Source organism: Methanobrevibacter ruminantium M1 (assembly GCF_000024185.1).
Classification (GTDB): Archaea; Methanobacteriota; Methanobacteria; order Methanobacteriales; family Methanobacteriaceae; genus Methanobrevibacter; species Methanobrevibacter ruminantium.
The window spans coordinates 2,064,233-2,082,054 of record NC_013790.1 but is presented as its reverse complement, the minus strand read 5'-3'; the positions used below and the strand labels follow the sequence as shown (position 1 = coordinate 2,082,054).

18 protein-coding genes are annotated in these 17,822 nt (G+C 29.6%); 13 read left to right on the top strand and 5 right to left on the bottom strand.

Going from position 1 to position 17,822, the window contains the following annotated elements; genetic code table 11:
• Positions 1 to 458 precede the first annotated feature (458 nt).
• From MRU_RS08025 to MRU_RS08005, 4 genes are all read left to right on the top strand, one after another.
• Positions 459 to 1,295 (top strand): Mrp/NBP35 family ATP-binding protein, encoded by an 837-nt coding sequence (locus tag MRU_RS08025; RefSeq protein ID WP_012956402.1) that lies wholly within the window; start codon positions 459 to 461, stop codon positions 1,293 to 1,295.
• A 490-nt stretch (positions 1,296 to 1,785) separates the two neighbouring features.
• Complete coding sequence (locus MRU_RS08020) at positions 1,786 to 2,313, top strand: beta-class carbonic anhydrase (protein WP_012956401.1); 528 nt, start codon at positions 1,786 to 1,788, stop codon at positions 2,311 to 2,313.
• A gap of 1,259 nt (positions 2,314 to 3,572) precedes the next feature.
• The gene (locus MRU_RS08010) at positions 3,573 to 4,487 is read left to right on the top strand and encodes a transcription initiation factor IIB (RefSeq protein WP_048812637.1); all 915 of its coding nucleotides are present in this window, start codon (positions 3,573 to 3,575) and stop codon (positions 4,485 to 4,487) included.
• A 110-nt stretch (positions 4,488 to 4,597) separates the two neighbouring features.
• Positions 4,598 to 4,813 carry a hypothetical protein gene (locus MRU_RS08005; RefSeq protein WP_012956398.1) on the top strand — a complete coding sequence of 72 codons (216 nt, stop codon included), beginning with the start codon at positions 4,598 to 4,600 and terminating at the stop codon, positions 4,811 to 4,813.
• 173 nt (positions 4,814 to 4,986) lie between these two features.
• On the opposite strand, the gene MRU_RS08000 is transcribed toward MRU_RS08005, so the two are convergent.
• The gene (locus MRU_RS08000) at positions 4,987 to 5,499 is read right to left on the bottom strand and encodes a hypothetical protein (RefSeq protein WP_012956397.1); all 513 of its coding nucleotides are present in this window, start codon (positions 5,497 to 5,499) and stop codon (positions 4,987 to 4,989) included.
• Positions 5,500 to 5,547: 48 nt separating this feature from the next.
• On the bottom strand, positions 5,548 to 6,438 hold the full coding sequence (locus tag MRU_RS07995; RefSeq protein WP_012956396.1) for a DMT family transporter: 891 nt from the start codon (positions 6,436 to 6,438) through the stop codon (positions 5,548 to 5,550).
• A 266-nt stretch (positions 6,439 to 6,704) separates the two neighbouring features.
• Here MRU_RS07995 and MRU_RS07990 point away from each other — a divergent pair, with 266 nt between their 5' ends.
• The 6 genes from MRU_RS07990 to MRU_RS07965 all read left to right on the top strand — a co-directional run bounded on the left by MRU_RS07990 (position 6,705) and on the right by MRU_RS07965 (position 11,682).
• Positions 6,705 to 6,944 (top strand): hypothetical protein, encoded by a 240-nt coding sequence (locus tag MRU_RS07990; protein ID WP_012956395.1) that lies wholly within the window; start codon positions 6,705 to 6,707, stop codon positions 6,942 to 6,944.
• Positions 6,945 to 7,113: 169 nt separating this feature from the next.
• Entirely contained in the window at positions 7,114 to 7,419 is a 306-nt protein-coding gene (locus MRU_RS07985) for a hypothetical protein (RefSeq protein WP_012956394.1), read from the top strand.
• 305 nt (positions 7,420 to 7,724) lie between these two features.
• A complete protein-coding gene (locus MRU_RS07980; protein ID WP_012956393.1) occupies positions 7,725 to 9,338 on the top strand; it encodes a HEAT repeat domain-containing protein in 1,614 nt (537 codons plus the stop codon).
• A gap of 402 nt (positions 9,339 to 9,740) precedes the next feature.
• On the top strand, positions 9,741 to 10,373 hold the full coding sequence (locus MRU_RS07975; RefSeq protein ID WP_012956392.1) for a vWA domain-containing protein: 633 nt from the start codon (positions 9,741 to 9,743) through the stop codon (positions 10,371 to 10,373).
• 280 nt (positions 10,374 to 10,653) lie between these two features.
• The gene (locus tag MRU_RS07970; protein WP_048812480.1) at positions 10,654 to 10,890 is read left to right on the top strand and encodes a hypothetical protein; all 237 of its coding nucleotides are present in this window, start codon (positions 10,654 to 10,656) and stop codon (positions 10,888 to 10,890) included.
• A 273-nt stretch (positions 10,891 to 11,163) separates the two neighbouring features.
• Positions 11,164 to 11,682 carry a hypothetical protein gene (locus tag MRU_RS07965; protein ID WP_012956390.1) on the top strand — a complete coding sequence of 173 codons (519 nt, stop codon included), beginning with the start codon at positions 11,164 to 11,166 and terminating at the stop codon, positions 11,680 to 11,682.
• A gap of 181 nt (positions 11,683 to 11,863) precedes the next feature.
• Here MRU_RS07965 and MRU_RS12185 read toward each other — a convergent pair whose 3' ends face one another.
• Complete coding sequence (locus tag MRU_RS12185; protein WP_012956389.1) at positions 11,864 to 11,986, bottom strand: zinc-ribbon domain-containing protein; 123 nt, start codon at positions 11,984 to 11,986, stop codon at positions 11,864 to 11,866.
• Positions 11,987 to 12,171: 185 nt separating this feature from the next.
• Between MRU_RS12185 and MRU_RS07960 the strand changes: the two genes are divergently transcribed.
• The 3 genes from MRU_RS07960 (at position 12,172) to MRU_RS07950 (ending at position 15,255) form a co-directional block, all read left to right on the top strand.
• A complete protein-coding gene (locus MRU_RS07960) occupies positions 12,172 to 12,600 on the top strand; it encodes a secondary thiamine-phosphate synthase enzyme YjbQ (RefSeq protein WP_012956388.1) in 429 nt (142 codons plus the stop codon).
• A 94-nt stretch (positions 12,601 to 12,694) separates the two neighbouring features.
• On the top strand, positions 12,695 to 14,362 hold the full coding sequence (locus MRU_RS12075; protein ID WP_012956387.1) for a succinylglutamate desuccinylase/aspartoacylase domain-containing protein: 1,668 nt from the start codon (positions 12,695 to 12,697) through the stop codon (positions 14,360 to 14,362).
• Between the two features lie 194 nt (positions 14,363 to 14,556).
• On the top strand, positions 14,557 to 15,255 hold the full coding sequence (locus tag MRU_RS07950) for a hypothetical protein (RefSeq protein ID WP_012956386.1): 699 nt from the start codon (positions 14,557 to 14,559) through the stop codon (positions 15,253 to 15,255).
• Between the two features lie 223 nt (positions 15,256 to 15,478).
• Here the strand turns inward: MRU_RS07950 and pheT are convergent, their stop codons facing one another.
• Positions 15,479 to 17,134 (bottom strand): phenylalanine--tRNA ligase subunit beta, encoded by a 1,656-nt coding sequence (pheT, locus tag MRU_RS07945; RefSeq protein ID WP_012956385.1) that lies wholly within the window; start codon positions 17,132 to 17,134, stop codon positions 15,479 to 15,481.
• Between the two features lie 185 nt (positions 17,135 to 17,319).
• Entirely contained in the window at positions 17,320 to 17,676 is a 357-nt protein-coding gene (locus MRU_RS07940; protein WP_012956384.1) for a hypothetical protein, read from the bottom strand.
• Positions 17,677 to 17,822: the final 146 nt, after the last annotated feature.

The window sequence follows — 17,822 nt, the reverse complement described above, 5'->3', positions numbered from 1 at the left end:
TCTTTCAATCCTGATTAATTTTTCATTCATTCAAAAATGATATTTTTGCCATTCAATTTTTAGAAGAAATTTTTCTTAATTTATTTTAATTTTAGCTATCACAAAAGTGCTATTTGATTAATGTTCATTGTTTTTAATTAAACAATAAATCATTTTAAATAAGTTTATTATTCTTTCATATAAATATTGTTGGTTAACATATACATCTTCTTTAGTAGAAACTTATTTTTGCTCCAGTTTCATCTTATTTTTATCCCTATTTCAACAGTTAAAAAATAGATTTAAATATCAAAATCAGTAAATATTAAACTGTTAAGAAATTTATAAACATCTTTAAATGATAATAAAAGATATTTTAAATTTATCTCATATATGATTAAATTGCTTTAAATATATCAATTTAGGATTTAAAGAGATCATATTGATTTAAAGTTTTAAAAGATTATGCGAGGAATTGGATGGCGAATAATGGACATGGACATCATGGAGCTGCAAATTTAACTCCAGAACAACAGAAAAAGATGATAGAGCAAGAGATGAAGCTCTTTGAACATATGAAAAACATCAAATACAAAATTGCTGTTATGAGCGGTAAAGGCGGTGTAGGAAAATCTACAGTAGCTGCTAATCTAGCTGAGGCATTCCAGAAAAAAGGATTGCTGACAGGTATTCTTGACGCTGACATTCACGGACCTAATATTCCTAAAATGTTGGATGTCGAAGGAGAGGATGTAATCATCTCAAATGGGGAAATGATTCCTGTCATGAGCAGAAACGGGATCAAGGTAATGTCTATGGGATTTTTAATTGACTCTCAAGACACTCCTATCATTTGGAGAGGGCCTCAAAAGTCAGGTTCCATTAAGCAGTTTATGGCAGATACCGCTTGGGGAGATCTTGATGTTCTCATCATAGACAACCCTCCTGGAACTGGAGACGAGCCATTGACAGTGCTTCAGTCCTTGCCTGAAGTCGATGCAGTAATTATGGTCACAACACCTAACAGCCTATCCCATGAGGATGTTTTAAAATGTGTGGGAATGGTTAAGATGCTCCATATTGATAAGATTGGGCTTATTGAGAATATGTCTTATTATGTATGTCCTCACTGTGGTGAAAAGACTAATATATTTGGTGAAAGCCAAGGGGAGGACTTTGCAAATGAGATGGGAGTTAAATATTTAGGAAACCTTCCACTAACTGAGCAAGTTCCAGAATCTGCCAATAAGGACAGCACTATGGTAAATGCCTATGCAGAGTCTGAAGTTGCCACTAAGTTTTTTAGAAATGATTGATAAGATTCAAGAAGAGTTTTTAGACTAACTCTTTTTTAATTTTATTAACTTTTTATCATTTTTTTTAAGAGGGCTTTTTAGTTCTTTTTTAATTTTATTAACTTTTTATCGTTTTTTTAAGAGAGCTTTATTATCTCTTTTTTAATTTTATCTAGTTTTTTATCTATTTTTTATAAGTTTTATTGTATTTTTTTAAATTTTATTAAACTTTTTTCATAAAAAACTCCTTATTTTTGTAAATTGTTTTATCCTATTTTTTAAATATTTTTATGACTCATATAATGGGCTAAAACTATTTTTAAAGATTTTAAAATTGTTAAAGATTAATTTGAATATTCTTGGTTGGTTTGATTCTTTTTAAACAATTTTAATCAATTTAATTTATCTTTTGGTAAGATTTATATAGTTTGTAAAACATATTATTATATAGTTGCAATTAATAAAGACTTTAATCATTTTCTTGTATGTCTTAAAGTTAAGAGGTGAAAATGTGACTATTTTAGATGGTATTTTAGAAGATAATAAGAAATTTGTAGAAAGCTTTGAAGGAGAAGAAATGTCTCACCATGCACAGAAAAAATTAGCTATTTTAACTTGTATGGACTGCAGATTGATTGACTTTTTCGAACCTGCTTTAGGACTTGAAAGAGGAGATGCAAAGATTGTAAGAAATGCTGGAAACTCCATTGTAGGAGAAGACGCAATCAGATCCATTGGCGCAGCATTATACAATTTAGGCGCTGAAGAAGTATTGGTTGTCGGCCACACTGAATGTGGTATGGCAGGTGCTGACGCTGAAGCATTAAAGGAAAAAATGCTTGCAAGAGGCATCAAAGAAGAAGACATCGCCAAATACGATATCGCTGAATGGATTGGTGGATTTGACGATGAGGAAGAAAACGTCCTCAATGTTGTAGAAAAGATTAAAAACCACCCATTAATTCCTGAAGTTCCAGTGCATGGTCTTATAATTGATATTGTAACTGGTGAATTAAAAGTATTAAAAGAAGATTATTAGATTAATTTTCTATGGATGATTGTTTCAATCATCTAATTTAATTTTTTATAAAAATTATTTTAATTATATTTCTTTTATAATTAATTTACACACTTAAATCATCATATTTATTTAAATAATTTAATTTAAATAATTTAATTAACATTTCAATAAATTTTGCAAATGTTAATTTTTAAATTTGGGATTGTAGTAACGATGCCTATTAGTTGAGGCAAGGTTGTCATAAGAACGCCTATATCTTAGGGTAAAGTCGCCTTAAGAACACCATATTTTGGGACAATTTGCCATTACACATACAGAATCACGAGAGTTTGATTTATACTGCTGAAGGACAGCGGCATCTATAATAATATTTAAAATTTTTATTTGCTATAGAACGTTTCTTTTTTTGGTTCTAGATTTAATTAAAAAAATTAAATTGGAGTTTAGATGATTCTATAATTTGAATTATATATAGCAATAAAGGGGGTTAATTCTTAGAGATTGCTCTTGGAATTTAGTCTTGGATTATCTGAGTTAACCGGCAGATAATGATCTTGACTTTAGTTCTAATGAGACTTGAGCTTTAAGAAGTTAAAAATAACACTTTTAAGACCATTCCATCGCTTAATTTCTGATATTTTTAATTTAAAGCCTATTCTCTCTCTAATTTTGAATCCACCCATTGTTGTTTGTTTAATTCGAGTTTAGACAATAAACTGGATTTAATTAAAAATAGTATACTTTAATTACTATTTATTGTCAACTTCCATCAAACCACTATTGCATAAAACCATATATTCCCTATTTATTCAAACGTTTGATAATGAAGTAGTAATCTGAATTATATGTATTTTAAGGTTAATTATGAGTCAAGCAAGAAATTTAGAAAAGGATGTATCCAGTAGTAAAGCTTATTTTAAAGGTGAAAATGAGTTAAGTATTAACAGTAATATTAATGAAACCAAGTTCAATGAAATGACTGATAGCGATTCTAATTTCTTTGGAACGCGGTTCATTCTGAATCTAAGTCTTATATTAAAGTTAATATTGAAAAAACAAATGAAGGTGATATCGCAAATAGAAATAATCTCAAACAATCAAAAGACGTCAAAACAGTTTCAATACAAAATCATACAAAAAACATTATAGGAGTAGATATAATGAAAACCACTTTAGATAATAAAAGCGTTAAAAACAATTCAAGAAACAGCAAAAATGTAAGGAGCAACTTAAGAGACAACAGAAGCATGAGAACCAATTTAAGAGCTAGCAGAAACATGAAAACTGGCTTAGGGGATGTTAACATCCAAAGCAATGATGAAGCTACTAAAAAATGTCCCTCTTGCGGATCTGTTGATTTCGAAATCGACTACGCTCGTTCTGAGGTCTCTTGTAAGTCTTGCGGTTTGGTTCTTGAAGAAAACATCATTGATTTTAGCCCTAGCGGAACCGCAATAAACAGGGACGGTCAAAATCTCACTCAAAACGGAGCACCATGCAGTATTACTAAACACGATAAAGGTTTAGCTACTGATTTTAAATTAGAAAACCTTAAACATGACAGGGCTCGTTGGGCACGTATTAGAAGATTACAAAAACAATCTAGAGTCAGCGGCAGTCGTGAAAGAAATTTAGCAAGGGCATTCAGTGAATTGTCCTTATTAATTTCCAATCTGTCCCTTCCTAGAGACGTTAATAAAGAAGCGGCTTCAATCTACAGAAGAGCTCTTGAAAAGGATTTGGTAAGAGGCAGAAGCATTAGCTTATTAATCTCTGCTTCTTTATACGCTGCATGCAGAGTATGCAGAGTTCCACGTACCTTCGATGAAATCGCTGAAGTTTCAACTGGCAGCAAAAAATCCATAGCTAAAAACTACAGGTTTTTAAATAGAGAATTGGCTTTAAAAATAAGGCCTGCATCTCCAGTTGATTACATTCCTAGATTTGCCTCTATGTTAGAGTTATCTAGCCCAGTAGTGGTTAAATCTATTGAAATAATTAATGAGCTTAATGAAAAGGGATTAATTGCAGGTAAAACCCCTGCTGGTGTAGCTGCAGCTGCTTTATACTACTCTTCTCGCGTGCTTGGAGAACGCAGAACTCAAAAGGAGATTGCTAGCGTTGTAGGTGTAACTGAGGTAACAATCAGGACCCGATATAAGGAAATGACTAAAGGATTAAATTTAAATTAAATTTATTCCTTATTTCCCCATTATCTTTTATAAAATTGATTAAAATGAGATAAGATTGTATTTTGGTGATTTTGTAGAAAGGCGAATAAAAAGAGGTATAAATGTAAATTATGTTTGAAAAACAAGGATTTATAGAAAGGAGAATCTTTAAAAATAAAGAATCTTTTATGTATAAGGGGTTCTTTTCGCATAAAGAAGATTTTATTAATAAAGGAGATTTTATAGAAAAGGAAAAGAGTTTAAAAAAGCAAAATTTTATAAAAGGCAAATATGCAAACTTGATTTTTAAAATGGATGATGATTGTATTATTTTAAAAGGAGGCTAAAAGAGTTTTTAAATTTTATTAAATTTTTAAATGACCTGACTTTTAATATTTTTAGAATTTAATTCCATATGCCAACTCACATCATCTGTATTTTAAAAAATAGTTTGTAGCTATTTTAATAGGGACTTTTTAAACACAAACACGAAAAATAAGGATATATGGGAAATGTTAGATTAAAAAATCATAGGCACTATCCTTTGATTTTCAAATTTAACATTTTTAACATATATTATATCTTTTAAATCCTTTCCTAAGGAACGTTTTTCAATTATATCGCATGTGAAGTCATCATAAATAAATGCATCATTAACAAAGCTTGTAGGTAGATTTTCTGCATCATTTTTATCCATAACTACAAAATAATCCTTTGATGTAAACATAATGCTTCCATTAAAGGTTTCTAGCCATTTTAGTGTATCTTCATCGTAGCCTTCATAAGCAGGGTGTGTTTTAATTTCCTCAGCTATTTTTTCCATTGGGAATGACTGTTCGGCAGATATTGTCAATTGGACATTTGTTTGAAGACCATTATTTGATTGATTAAATGAACTATTTTCATTAGTATTTACAGATCCATTGGAACTTCCATTCAAATAATTTGTTTGATAATCTAGTGAAAAAGCAAATATCACTGCTAAAACTGCAATTATTATTATAATTATTCCTAAAAAGTATTTATTGTTCATAAAAACCTCCAAAATGGTTCAAATTATTAATTATTTATCTTTTAATTCTTATTCACTTTTCATCTCTATTTTTCTACTCAAGCTTATCAATGCAATAATTGTTATAATTATTCCACAAAACATCAATGGGCTTGGAATCTCATTATAAACTATTGCACCAAAGACGAGGGCAGCTACAGGCTCTCCAGAGGATAGAATCACCACAGTTCCTGCATCCAAATGGTTTAAGGATATTGTAATAAGAATATACGGCAGAGCAAATGAAATCAATGAATGCAATAATAAAAAGATTATATTATTGGCCGGATTTGCCAAAACAAAGCTTTCGATTTGTCCAAAGTTTGTAAACGGTATTGTAACGATTGTAATTATAATCAATGAATAGAATAATATTGTAAATGTATGCTTTCCCCTATCGATTGATTTTCGAGAGGCTATTGTATAGATTGCCCAAAATATTGCAGATCCGATTCCGCTAATCAGTCCAATGCTTGTAATCGGAATCATGCTCTCTTCAAGTAGTCCGGTTGTCAATATGCATCCGATAATCACTAGAATTATGGAAATTACTTTAGCGGAGCTAATCTTCTCATTGAATATGAAATATGCAAATATCACTACAAATACAGGGGCAGTGCTTAAGAGAACTGCAGCAAGGGACAGTGGCACCGTATTTATTGAATTATTATAGCATAGGTTTAATCCAAGTATGCATAATCCACATATTAGAAATAGTGGAATATCTTCCTTAGACACTTTTATTAGGCTTTTATCAGTTAAGACAATTGCAATTAGCATATAAATTATTGCAATTGAAAAACGCAAGAAAAGCAATGTTGTAGAATCTATTCCGTTTTCAGTCAATGTTCTAACGAATATTCCTGTAGATCCAAACATTATTCCAGCAAGGATTGGGAAAATAAGATATATCTTTTTCATTTTTTCACTTAATTCTTATTAGTTCTTCTTGTCCTGTCTTTTTATTAGCTCTTTTTATTAGTTCTTTTTGTTAGTTCTTTTTATCTTGTTTTTTTGTTAGCTCTTTTTATTAGTTCTTTTTATTAGCTCTTTTTATTTATGATTTTTATTTTATTAATTTTTATTCTTTATTTCTTAAAGTAAAAACTCTTTTATTTGATTTTTGAGAAAAAATTTTTAAAAATCTTTATAAATTATGAATCTCTAATTAAATTTGATGATGATTTATGATAGTGGAGAAAGTTTCTAAAAATGACCAGTGGGAAGATTACTTCATAAAAAGCAAATCATCCAATAAGGAATACATTATCACTATAGATCTTTTAGAAGGCACTGTAAGCTGTGACTGTGAAGACTTTAAGTATAGAAAGGAAAACTTAAGGTTTGGAGGAGTCCGTCTAAGTGATAAGGCCAATCACTGCAAGCACATAAAAAAGATCTTAGAGATTAGGGACGATTTGGACTAGAAAGATAATTAGATAGGCTATTTGTAATATAAGTTATATTTAATATAACCTATTTTTAATTTTATTAAATCAATGATTTGCTTTATACAATTTATATACTAAAACTTATATAAGTTAATTTAAGAAAAAATTATTTTTATTACATTTTTTTTAAAATGGGAGTGATAAAATGACAAATCAAGTAATCGAAGATATGGCTGAAGTATGTCATGATGAATGGGTAAAATGGAGCAAGAACATTTCTGAGGAATTGGCTCTTGCAATTGATGTATTGAAAAAGGACATTGAGTTTGCTCACGAAAAGGGCGTTGAAAATAAGGAAGCTATTGAACTGGTTGAAAAATTTGAATCCCGTCTTGAACGATGGGGTGCTTTATGGATTCCATATGAGGATTTAACTGAAGAAATGAAGGACTCTGATAGAAAATATGCAATTAAGATGTTTGACATTGCTGAGGAAGCTTTAAAAGAATAATTTTACTAATTAGGCTTTCAATTTATTTCTTAGCATGATTTTCAGGATTTAAAATAATTTATTCTCTATCCTTATTTAATTTTTTAGGATTTAAAATTATTTATTCTCTAGCCTTATTTAATTTTTTAGGATTTAGAATAATCTTTCAATCCTTTTTTTCTCTTTTATTATTGGAATTTTTACTCAATTTACTTTTTTAATATTAATTTTCTCTTTTAGGACTTTTAAGGTATTTAAAATTATCTATTTTTTATAAGCATAAATTTATTAGTTAAATTACCAATATTCTAATTTAAGGAGATAATATGACTTTGGATTATCAACTATCTGAAATCAAAGAATTGGAAAATCAAGAGGAATTAATAAGCATCATTCAAAATCCTAATTTAGATGATTTAAGGCGCAGTGCTGCTGCTTCTAATTATAACTTAAATAATAAGGATTTTTTAAAAGAACTGGCTTCAAACATTAATTTAAACTATAAGATACGTCGTGGTGCCATAAAAAATCTTAATTTAGATGATCAATCATTATTTATTGATATTGGCTTAAATGATGAGAATATTCAAATTCGCCGTGCAGCCATTAAAAGAATCACCGATCAGGATACTCTCACAATTATCGCTCGAGAAAGCCTTGATTTTGCCTCTCGCTTGATTGCAGTGGAAAAGATTTCAGATATTGCTGTAAGATTGGATATTGCAGTAAAGGATTCAAATGATTTGGTTTCATTTAAGGCAGTTGATTTATATCCTTTTTTAAGCACTTTAAACTCTTTATTTTACAACTTTAATTGCAGTGGACGCTATGTTGATAATGCATTAAAATTAATTGACTTTATTGACTTGTGTCTATCTAAAGATTTTAATAAGGAAAGCCATGATGCTTTAAATAAATTTAAAGATTATTTAAATGATTTAATTAATATTAAGCTTTCAGACTTAAAGGAAGTTCCATATCATTTAGAAAAATCATTCTCTCGTCGCGTATTAACTAATATGGCCATATTGACATGGGATTTGGCCTTTGCCATAATTGATTATACAGAAGATGATTATGAACTGTTAAAGATATTCAATGTTCAAAATGATATAAGAATTCGCCTAGCTGCTCTTAAAAAGATAAAATCCGAGCATTTTTTAATTGATATTGTTTCAAATTTCCGAACAGGACACTCTTTATATGACGATACCCTAGGTAGTTTGCAAAGGAGATTTTCTTACGATCTTGATGAATGCCTGTCAATCCATAAGTTCACTCAAGAAGAGCTTATTGATTTGGCAGTATATTCCGGATTTAAAAAGACCCGTAGAATAGTGGTTAAGTATATAGGGGATATGGAATTATTGGAATACTGGGCTTTAAACGATTCATATACTGGATTTCGAAGGGAAATTGTAAGTTTGCCAAACTTTAATAATAAGGAGCTTTTATCTAAGCTGGTTTTTGAAGATGATTGTGACAGAGTTCGCTTATATGCAGTTCGAAAAATAAATGACCAGGAAATTTTATCTAAATTAGCTGTAGATGATTCCTATTGGGCTGTAAGAGAGGAGGCGGTTTCTAAAATTAGAGACGAATCCATTTTAATAGATCGAGCTTTAAACGATCCAAACGTTATGATTATCATAGCCGCTTTAAAGAATCCTAATCTCAATGATAGACAAACCATAAATAAGATAGGCAGTTATCCAAACTTTTGGGTTACTAAAATCATTGCAGAGCATCCTCTTACAGATGATGAGACTTTAATTGACATTGCACTCAATAATCCATGGAACTATCCTCGTGAAAAGGCAATAGAGCGCATTTATGATAAAGATGTTTTAAAATATATTGCAGAAAACGATAAAGACCCTTGGATATCTCTTATCTCAGAATCCAGATTAAGAAAATTGGATGAAAATGAAAATGTGTGAGTTTTTAAACTTATTTTTTATGACTCTTTCTTCTTTTTAACTTATTTTTTCTCATTTACTTTTATAAGTTATTTCTTTATGGTTTTTTTTCTTTTGTTTATGATTATTTTTTCTCATCTGGTTTTTTTTTAAATTATTCTACTATCTCATTTTTCTATAAATATTTTCCTTTATTCAATTTATATATGCTCCAAAACATACTTGTTTTAAGAGAAATAAAACGAATTCTCTAAAAAGAATTAATTAGAATTGTCTTTTCGAATAAGACAAATAATTAAATTAATTCCCAATACAGACTTTATACGAATAAATGAATTTAAGGAGACTAAAAAATGGCTATGTTTGAAATGGAAAAGAATGTAACTAATTTAGAATCTTTTAACGGTTTAGAAGAAAAGACAAATGTCAGACAAAGTAAAAGCAGAAGAAGTAAAAAGTGAAGAAACTCAAGTAAAAGATGTAGATTTAGTCTTTTTACTTGATAAAAGTGGATCCATGTATGGTGTGGTTAGAGACACTATCGGAGGATTCAATTCATTTATTGAAAGAGAAAGAGAGAAAAATCCGAACACTCATGTGACTCTTGTGCTTTTTGACACTGAATATAATGTATTATACACTAGAAAGCCAATTGCTGAAGTGGAAGAACTCACTAAAAATGAATACTATGCAGATGGATGCACTGCACTTTTAGATGCAATTGGAACAACTATCAATCGCCTTGATAGGCAAGTCAACAATGATGTTTTATTTGTAATTACAACTGATGGATTGGAAAACTCTTCAAGGGAATTTTCAAAGTCCGACATTAAAAACATGATTGCTAATCATAACTGGGAGTTCTTATTCATCGGTGCAGATATTGACTCTTATGGAGAGGCATTAACTCTTGGAATTGACGAATCCCATGCAGCTAATTATGAAAAAACTTCTGCAGGATTAGGTGCTTTGTTTGATTCTGTTGGAGATGCTCACGAGGAAATCAGTCGTGGAGGATCTTTAGATGACATGAGTTGGAAAAGAAGATTAGGTTAAAATTAGTCTATTCTTGATAAATGAGGATTAGATTAATTTTTAATCTCTTTTTTTTAACTTTATTGGGATTAGATTAATTTTTAATCTCTTTTTTTAACTTTATTGGAGATTAGATTAATTTTTAATCTCTTTTTTAACTTTATTGGAGATTAGATTAATTTTTAATCTCTTTTTTTAACTTTATTGGGATTAGATTAATTTTTAATCTCTTTTTTAAAATACAAATTGGAATTTGAATTTTTAACTTAAAATGAATTTTATTAATTTTTGGGGTGATTTTATGGCATTGATGTTTCCAAGCGATTATAAGGAATGGTTAGAAAAACAATCATTACGCACTATACAGCATGAAAGAGTTAAGATTTTGTCTTTTATGTATAGATATGAGAATGATAGATTGGCATCTCATGAAATAGACCCCACTACTCCTTCAAAGTATGTATATTGGAATGCTAAAAGACTTCTTGAGGTCTTAAAGGAAGTGGAAGCTACTAAAAAGCAAAATCAAGATAAATAATGCTTAATTTTTACTATTTTTTATTATTTTTACTATTTTTAAATATTTTCTCATTTTTACAGCCTAGTCTAGTTCTTTTTCTAAGGATTTGGGTTTAAGTTTTTTCTTTTTGTCACTAAAAATGAATACATTTATATATTTTGTATGACAATTTAATAGTATACAAAAGTAATTTTTGTATTACATTCGTTTAAATTTTTTTAGTTTTTAGATATTTTTTTTATTTAATCTAAAATTTTGTTAAGCTATATATTATTTACTTAGGGTGATAAAATGAGTGAAAATCAGGAAGATGAAACACGAAAAACCAATAATTATGAATTTGACAACTCTGGATTTAAGGCTAAGGATTATGATGATGCAGAGGAGTTTGAAATTTGGGACTTGGAGCAAATCTTTAAGGACAGAGTAAAAATATTGCAGGATTTAAACAATGAATTTTGGGAAGCCTATGAAGGATCCAAAACAGAGGCCTCTGGCAGAAGAAAAGACAAAAAAGAAAGATTGGAACCATTAAGCGTAAGGGTAAAGCCACATACCAAAAGGTTCCTAAAGGAAGACTCTATACTTTCAGCAAGGGAAATCCTAGAAATTTATGAGGAATTTTATAATGGTCGTGATGATTATATCAAATCCTTAAAAAGGGATGAAATTCAATTAAAGGAAGAATTGTCTGAAATTGAAGAAAAATTAAAGAACGCTCAGGAATTCACTGAAAAATTAAATGAAATCAAGATTCAAAAGGATCAAGAAAAAGAAAGAGCTAAAAAGATTAAGATTAATATTGAATAGTTGTTTTATAAAAAACAACTTTTGTTCTTTAAATAGTTATTTTATTAAAAATAGCTTATTTTAATATTTTTTTGTTGAAATACTGAAATAATACTTTTTTTAAATTTTTATTTTATTTATTTTAATTTATTTGGATTTAAATGAAGAAGTAATTTTAAAAATTACTTTTCACTTATTTTTTTTACCGGTCGTCATCATCAAATCCGCCGCCTAAGTCTGGGCTGTCTGACAAATCAGAACCGCAGTTTTCACAGACTAGAGCAGATGGAGGATTTAAATGGCCACAAACATTACAAGTAATCATTTTTTCACCCTTTAGTTTTATTTAATTAATATATTTGATTGCTTATATAAAAGCTTTTGTTATTTTTTCCTTTTTCATGCTATTGTTTTTTATTCCTTGAAAAATTATTGTTTTGCTTTTTGTTTCTAGATAATAAAAATTATTAATCTTTAAGACAAATCATAAATTAAAAACAGGTGCTTAAGATGATAATAAATAAATCTTTAAAAATTAATTCTAACTCTAATTTTCAAATAATTGACATCACAAATGAGATTAGTAGAATCCTTGATGAAATAAAGTTTAATGAACCTAATTCGATTTCCAATGGCATTTTAACAATTTTCACTAAACATTCCACAAGTGCCATTGTTGTAAATGAGAATGAAAGAGGACTCTTATCTGATTTTGAGTTTATTTTAGATGAATTAGTCGCCGATAAGAATAATTATGCTCATGATCGGATTGACAACAATGCCTCTTCTCATCTTAAGTCATTTTTGCTCGGTTCATCTGAGACAATTCCGATTGTAGATGGGAAAATCGATTTGGGAACTTGGCAATCTATCTTTTTTGTTGAATTGGATGGTCCTAGAAGAAATAGGACTATTGATTTGGTTTTTATTGGTGAATAAAAATTGTTTTTTTATCACCTCAAAACTTGTGCGTTTTAAGAAATATCAAAAATATTTATAAGGCAATTTAAATAAAGTTAATATAGGTGTTAAAATGCTTTTAAATGATAAATCTGAACTATTAAAATCATTATCTATTTTATTTTTGCTAATAGTTCTAATTACAAGTTTTAATTCAGTTTATGCAAATTCAGATAATTTTGATAGTGCTAAAAGTTCAGATTTAATTTTCAGTGATTCTAATAATGTTTATATAGAAAATATTGATTGTTCGGATTCTATTTTAATTAATGTCTATTCTAATAAAAAGGATTCTAATTTAGGTTCCTATTTTGTAGGTTCTAGTTCAGATTCCTATTTAAAGGATTCTAATTCAGATTCTGCATTTGTAGTTTCTAATTCAGAAGATTCCTATTTGGAAGACTCTAATTTGAACCATTCTAAGAATTATCTCTCTAGCCAATCATTATCAGCTTCTAGCAAGTCAAAGGTTATTTTGACCACAAGCAATCTAAGTGCTAGCTATAAGACAAAGAATTTCACAGCTAAACTCACTGATTTAAACAAAAATCCAATTGCAGGTGCAAAACTGTCATTTGTCATTTTATCAAAGACATATTACAGAACAACAGATAAGGATGGCCTAGCTAGTCTAATGATTAATCTGGCTCCGGGGAAATATAATATCAGCACTAAATTTGAAGGAGATAGCAATTATTCATCTGCTGTGGTTAAAAACTCCATTACAATCAGCAAAAAGAAGCTTTCAATATCAAGCTCTGACTTGTCAAAGAAATATGGGGATTCAAATAGCTTTCAAGTAAAGATAACTGATAACGGCAATCCTATTTCTGATATAAAGGTGGCTTTAAAGCTTTCAGCAAAGACATATTATAGGACAAGCGATAAGAATGGCTTAGTGAGCCTGCCAATAAATCTTATAATTGGAAAATATATTATAAACTCATCTGTATATGATAATAAGTTTTATTATAGCAATACAAATTCCAATAATATTATTGTAAGCTCTCAAAATCCTTATAATCTCTCTGTCTTAAAATGGGGAACAAAGGGAAACATTAAAAAGAATTCTGTTCTTATGAATAATATTCCAAAATCAAGCTTAACCAATGCTATAATCTCTGCTTGTAATAATGGAACTCCTTTAATTCAATTTGGTAATGGCAGCGGCAAGAAGGTATTTATTAATGCGGGAGTTCATGGACATGAGCTTTCCTCTCAAGCGGCAGCATTTAAACTCATCAATAATATTTATAATTCAAAGAAAAAGATAAATGGTACTGTCTATATAGTGCCTGTCTTATGCCCTAAGATGACTGAACAGAATGCAAGATATTTCAATAATGTAAATTTAAACAGTGTTGCAAATAAGAATGGAACAGTTTCAAACAAACTGGTTAATCTTGCTTTGTCTTTAAAGGTGGATGTTCTCGGCGATTTCCATTGTACAAGGCCAAATGGAGATCCAGGTAAAAATGTTGCTATGGGAACCTCTTCTCCAATGGCATCAAGTGCAACTCTTGCTAAATATATTTCCAAGACAACAGGATATTCCTCTTTGATTTATAAAAAGGCAGGTGAAGAGTATCCTGGAGCTGTTGAGGACGTTTGTAATTTAAAAGGAATAACTTCAGTGACTTGTGAGGCTCTCACTCCTCATGGTAAGATAGCAAGTGGCAGTGTTGGAAAGTCTTATAATATGATGATAGCCCTTTTAAAGTATTATGGGATTACAATTTAAGTTTTAAGGTTTTTTAATCATTCTTTTTATTTTTAAATCACTTAATTTATCTTTTTACTTTATTTATTTACTTTATTTAATTAGTTTATTTATTTACTTTATTTATTTACTTTATTTATTTAGTTTATTCATTTACTTAATTTTATTTAGTTTATTCATTTACTTAATTTTATTTAGTTTATTAAGGAGATATTATGGCTCAAGTCTTTAATTATCATTGCAGATCTTGTGATTTTTATTTTACAATTCATAACTATCGATTTTGCTTTGATGATAAAATGGATTGCATTGAAGAGTATATGGCTTTATTCACTGATTCTGATTATGGTAATGATTCCTTAATCAAAGGTCGTGTAATTGAAAAGTACTGTTCAAGTTGCCAGAAGACTGTAAGAATCTATCAGTTCACTCCTGACTCTAGCATTTACACTACAGACGCTTCTTTTGACTTTTTAAAATTCTATATTCCTAAAAAGCATGATTTTCTTTTAGAATCCATTGATTTTCATAAGGAATTGATTGAATTAATAGAGAATAATGAGAATTTGAAAAAGATTAGTTCTTTTATAGAGGATAATCATGTTTATAATATTTATGAATTAAATTTAAATCATTATTTGAATACTAAAAGGTCCGGATTCAATTCAAATCAATTGATAAAGGATATTGGGCTTTATTTAGATGCCATTAATGATAATCTAGATAGATTTGATGATTTTATTATTTGCATGAATTCGACTGAGGATAATTATAATTTGGATTTGGAGGGAAAGATGTTTGATATGGATGTCTGTCCTGAGTGCGGAGAGGAGTTTTATCCAATCAGTCTAAAGAATCCTTGTCCTATCTGTGGTAAAAATACGATGGAAAGGTCTAGAGAAATGATTGATTAAAATAATAAAGAAAACAAGTTTTAATAATTTAAATGAAAAAAGGAGTTATATAATTTAAATGAAAGAAAAGAAGTTAAAAATAATTCTAATGAAAAAAGAAATTTATAATAATTTAAATGAAAGATAAAACTTTTATTCTAGTTAAAAAAAGAGAAAATAAGTTTAAAGATTTATTTAATTTAAAGTTTAAGTTTAAAAAAAGAAAGTTTGTTCAAACTTTTTATTAAAGTTTGAACTCTATTTCAAATGCAGTAACTGGATACTCTAATTCAAAGTTACGAATAACCTCTGGAGAGATTTCTCCAAAGAATCCAACCACTTTACCACTTTTAGATTCACCAATCACATCAGCTGCTCTTCCTGGAATAAAACTACCATTTGTTGAGTTGGATATTTCCATAGTGTATCCTAAATTGGAAAGCACGCTTGAAACAGTTGATTTTATTTCTGTAAAGTTTGCAGAGCTATGACAAATCATTCCAGCTAGTTTTTTCGCGGATTTTGTCTTGTTTTCTTTTGACTCATCCATATATAGGACATCTCCTATTTCAAATATCTTTTGAGGAAGGTCCTGATGCTTGTTGTCTTCTAAAAATTCCATTAGGCTATTTAAAAGACTTGTTCTAATCATTGTTCCGCTGATTGTTATTGGCTTTGAGACTTGAACATGGTCGATTTCCTCAGCATTCATTTTTTCATATTGGCTTTCTTCGCTGGTAAGCATTAGGCTCATGATTTCCTGGAATCCAAGTCCTACCATAAGCTCTCTGATTGTCTTTTCAGATTTAAACCAATTATGTTCATTTGCTACAGTGGTTATATCAGGCAATTTGGCTTCAACTGCATTGATATGATATTGGATTGTAATGTTTTCTACAATGTCCACTTCATGGAGGATATCCACTCTGTACGGTGGGATGAATACTTCCAATTCATTCTCATTAAGGATATTAGCATCAAATCTAGCCTTTTCAAGGAGCTTCTTAATATCTTCAGGGCTTAAGTCAGTTCCTCCGATAAGCTCGTTTGTCAAGTCAACATGAACTGTCTTGACTTTTGGAGTAAAGTCAGGGCTTATGACGGTTCTATCTTCATATTCCACTTCCATGGATTTGACTTGGCCTCCCACTTCAGCGAATGATGCGCATAAAATATCTAAAGCCTGTGTAACTGCAATTTCATCAGTTCCAGTAACATCCACAATGATGTTTTTAGTGTCTTCTGTGAGCTTTGTAAGTTCTCCATTGATGATTGGAGGCATTGATAATACTTGATTGTCCTTATCGAGAATAAGAGGGTATTTGTCAAACTTATCAATCAAGTGAGCATACTTTTCCCCTTTCTTATGTTGGGTCAATATTTCTCCTGGAGTCATTTCCTCTTCCATTTCAAGGGCAACAAAGGCATTTTCGTCTTTTGGAGTTGCTATGTATTTGTATGGTCCGCTAATGACATCTGCATTGTGAACTCCGATAGCTACTTTCTTTCTGTCCCTTCCGATTACCCAGTGAAGGTTTTCCTGAAAGTCCATGATGTATTTGATCTTATCTCCAGAGAAGTCCACATTTTCAATCTTTGCAAACTTGATAAATGGACGTATTTCTGCAACTTCCGGACTTACTGTGACTTTTTCACCTGATGGAACTATTTCATATTTTGGTATTCCAGTTTCCAATCCTAAAAAACCTTTAAATGATCTTGCAACCCCTTCAACAGAAAGGTTGTCCGGACGATTTGGGAAGAATTCCACTTTTATTTCCTCATCATCGTAATCCTCTATATCGCTTGCCATCATTGGCAAAGTATTGATAAGTTCGTCTTTTTCCATATCAATACCTAAATCTTTTAAATCTTGATATTTAAATGTAATAACAGGCATTTTATCTCCTATAATCAGTTAATAATTTATTTTAGTAATTATAATTTTTCAAAAAATATTTTATTTTAGAAAAATGATTTTTCTAAGCGTATTTCATTTGTTAAATATAATTTTTTTTTGACATATTGGAATATGAGCCTTAAATAATCTATTTTTAAGATATCTCTATAAAAATAGAAAAAATGCTATAATCCAAATACGGCTATAAAGAATAAACATTCAATAACAAAGTGCAATGCTCTATGAGGTAACCATGGCATATGTCTTATGACGATTGAATGACTTACATCTAATAGGAAATGGATTAAAGCCGCTAAAAATCCTATTTTTAATGAAAAGAAGACTATTGATACGAATATCATATGGAATAATGCTTCTAATCCTTCATGGACAATCCAAGTTTCCATTACAGAATCTAGAGAACTGCTTATGATTCCGCCAAAAACTATGTAAAAGTCTCTGACATAGCCCCATACTATTCTGCTATGGATTTCATCACTTATGGCAAGTACGATAGCTACATAAAACCATAATAAGTGCATTTTTTCACCTCGTTAATTTGTTTTTTAATAATTTTGAACATTAGATTTATTTTTTCCTGCATTTCAACAAGACATCAATATGTTCTTTTATATATTATACTATGTTTCTTTATGTACATTATTTATTATAAAACTATTGTTTTTTG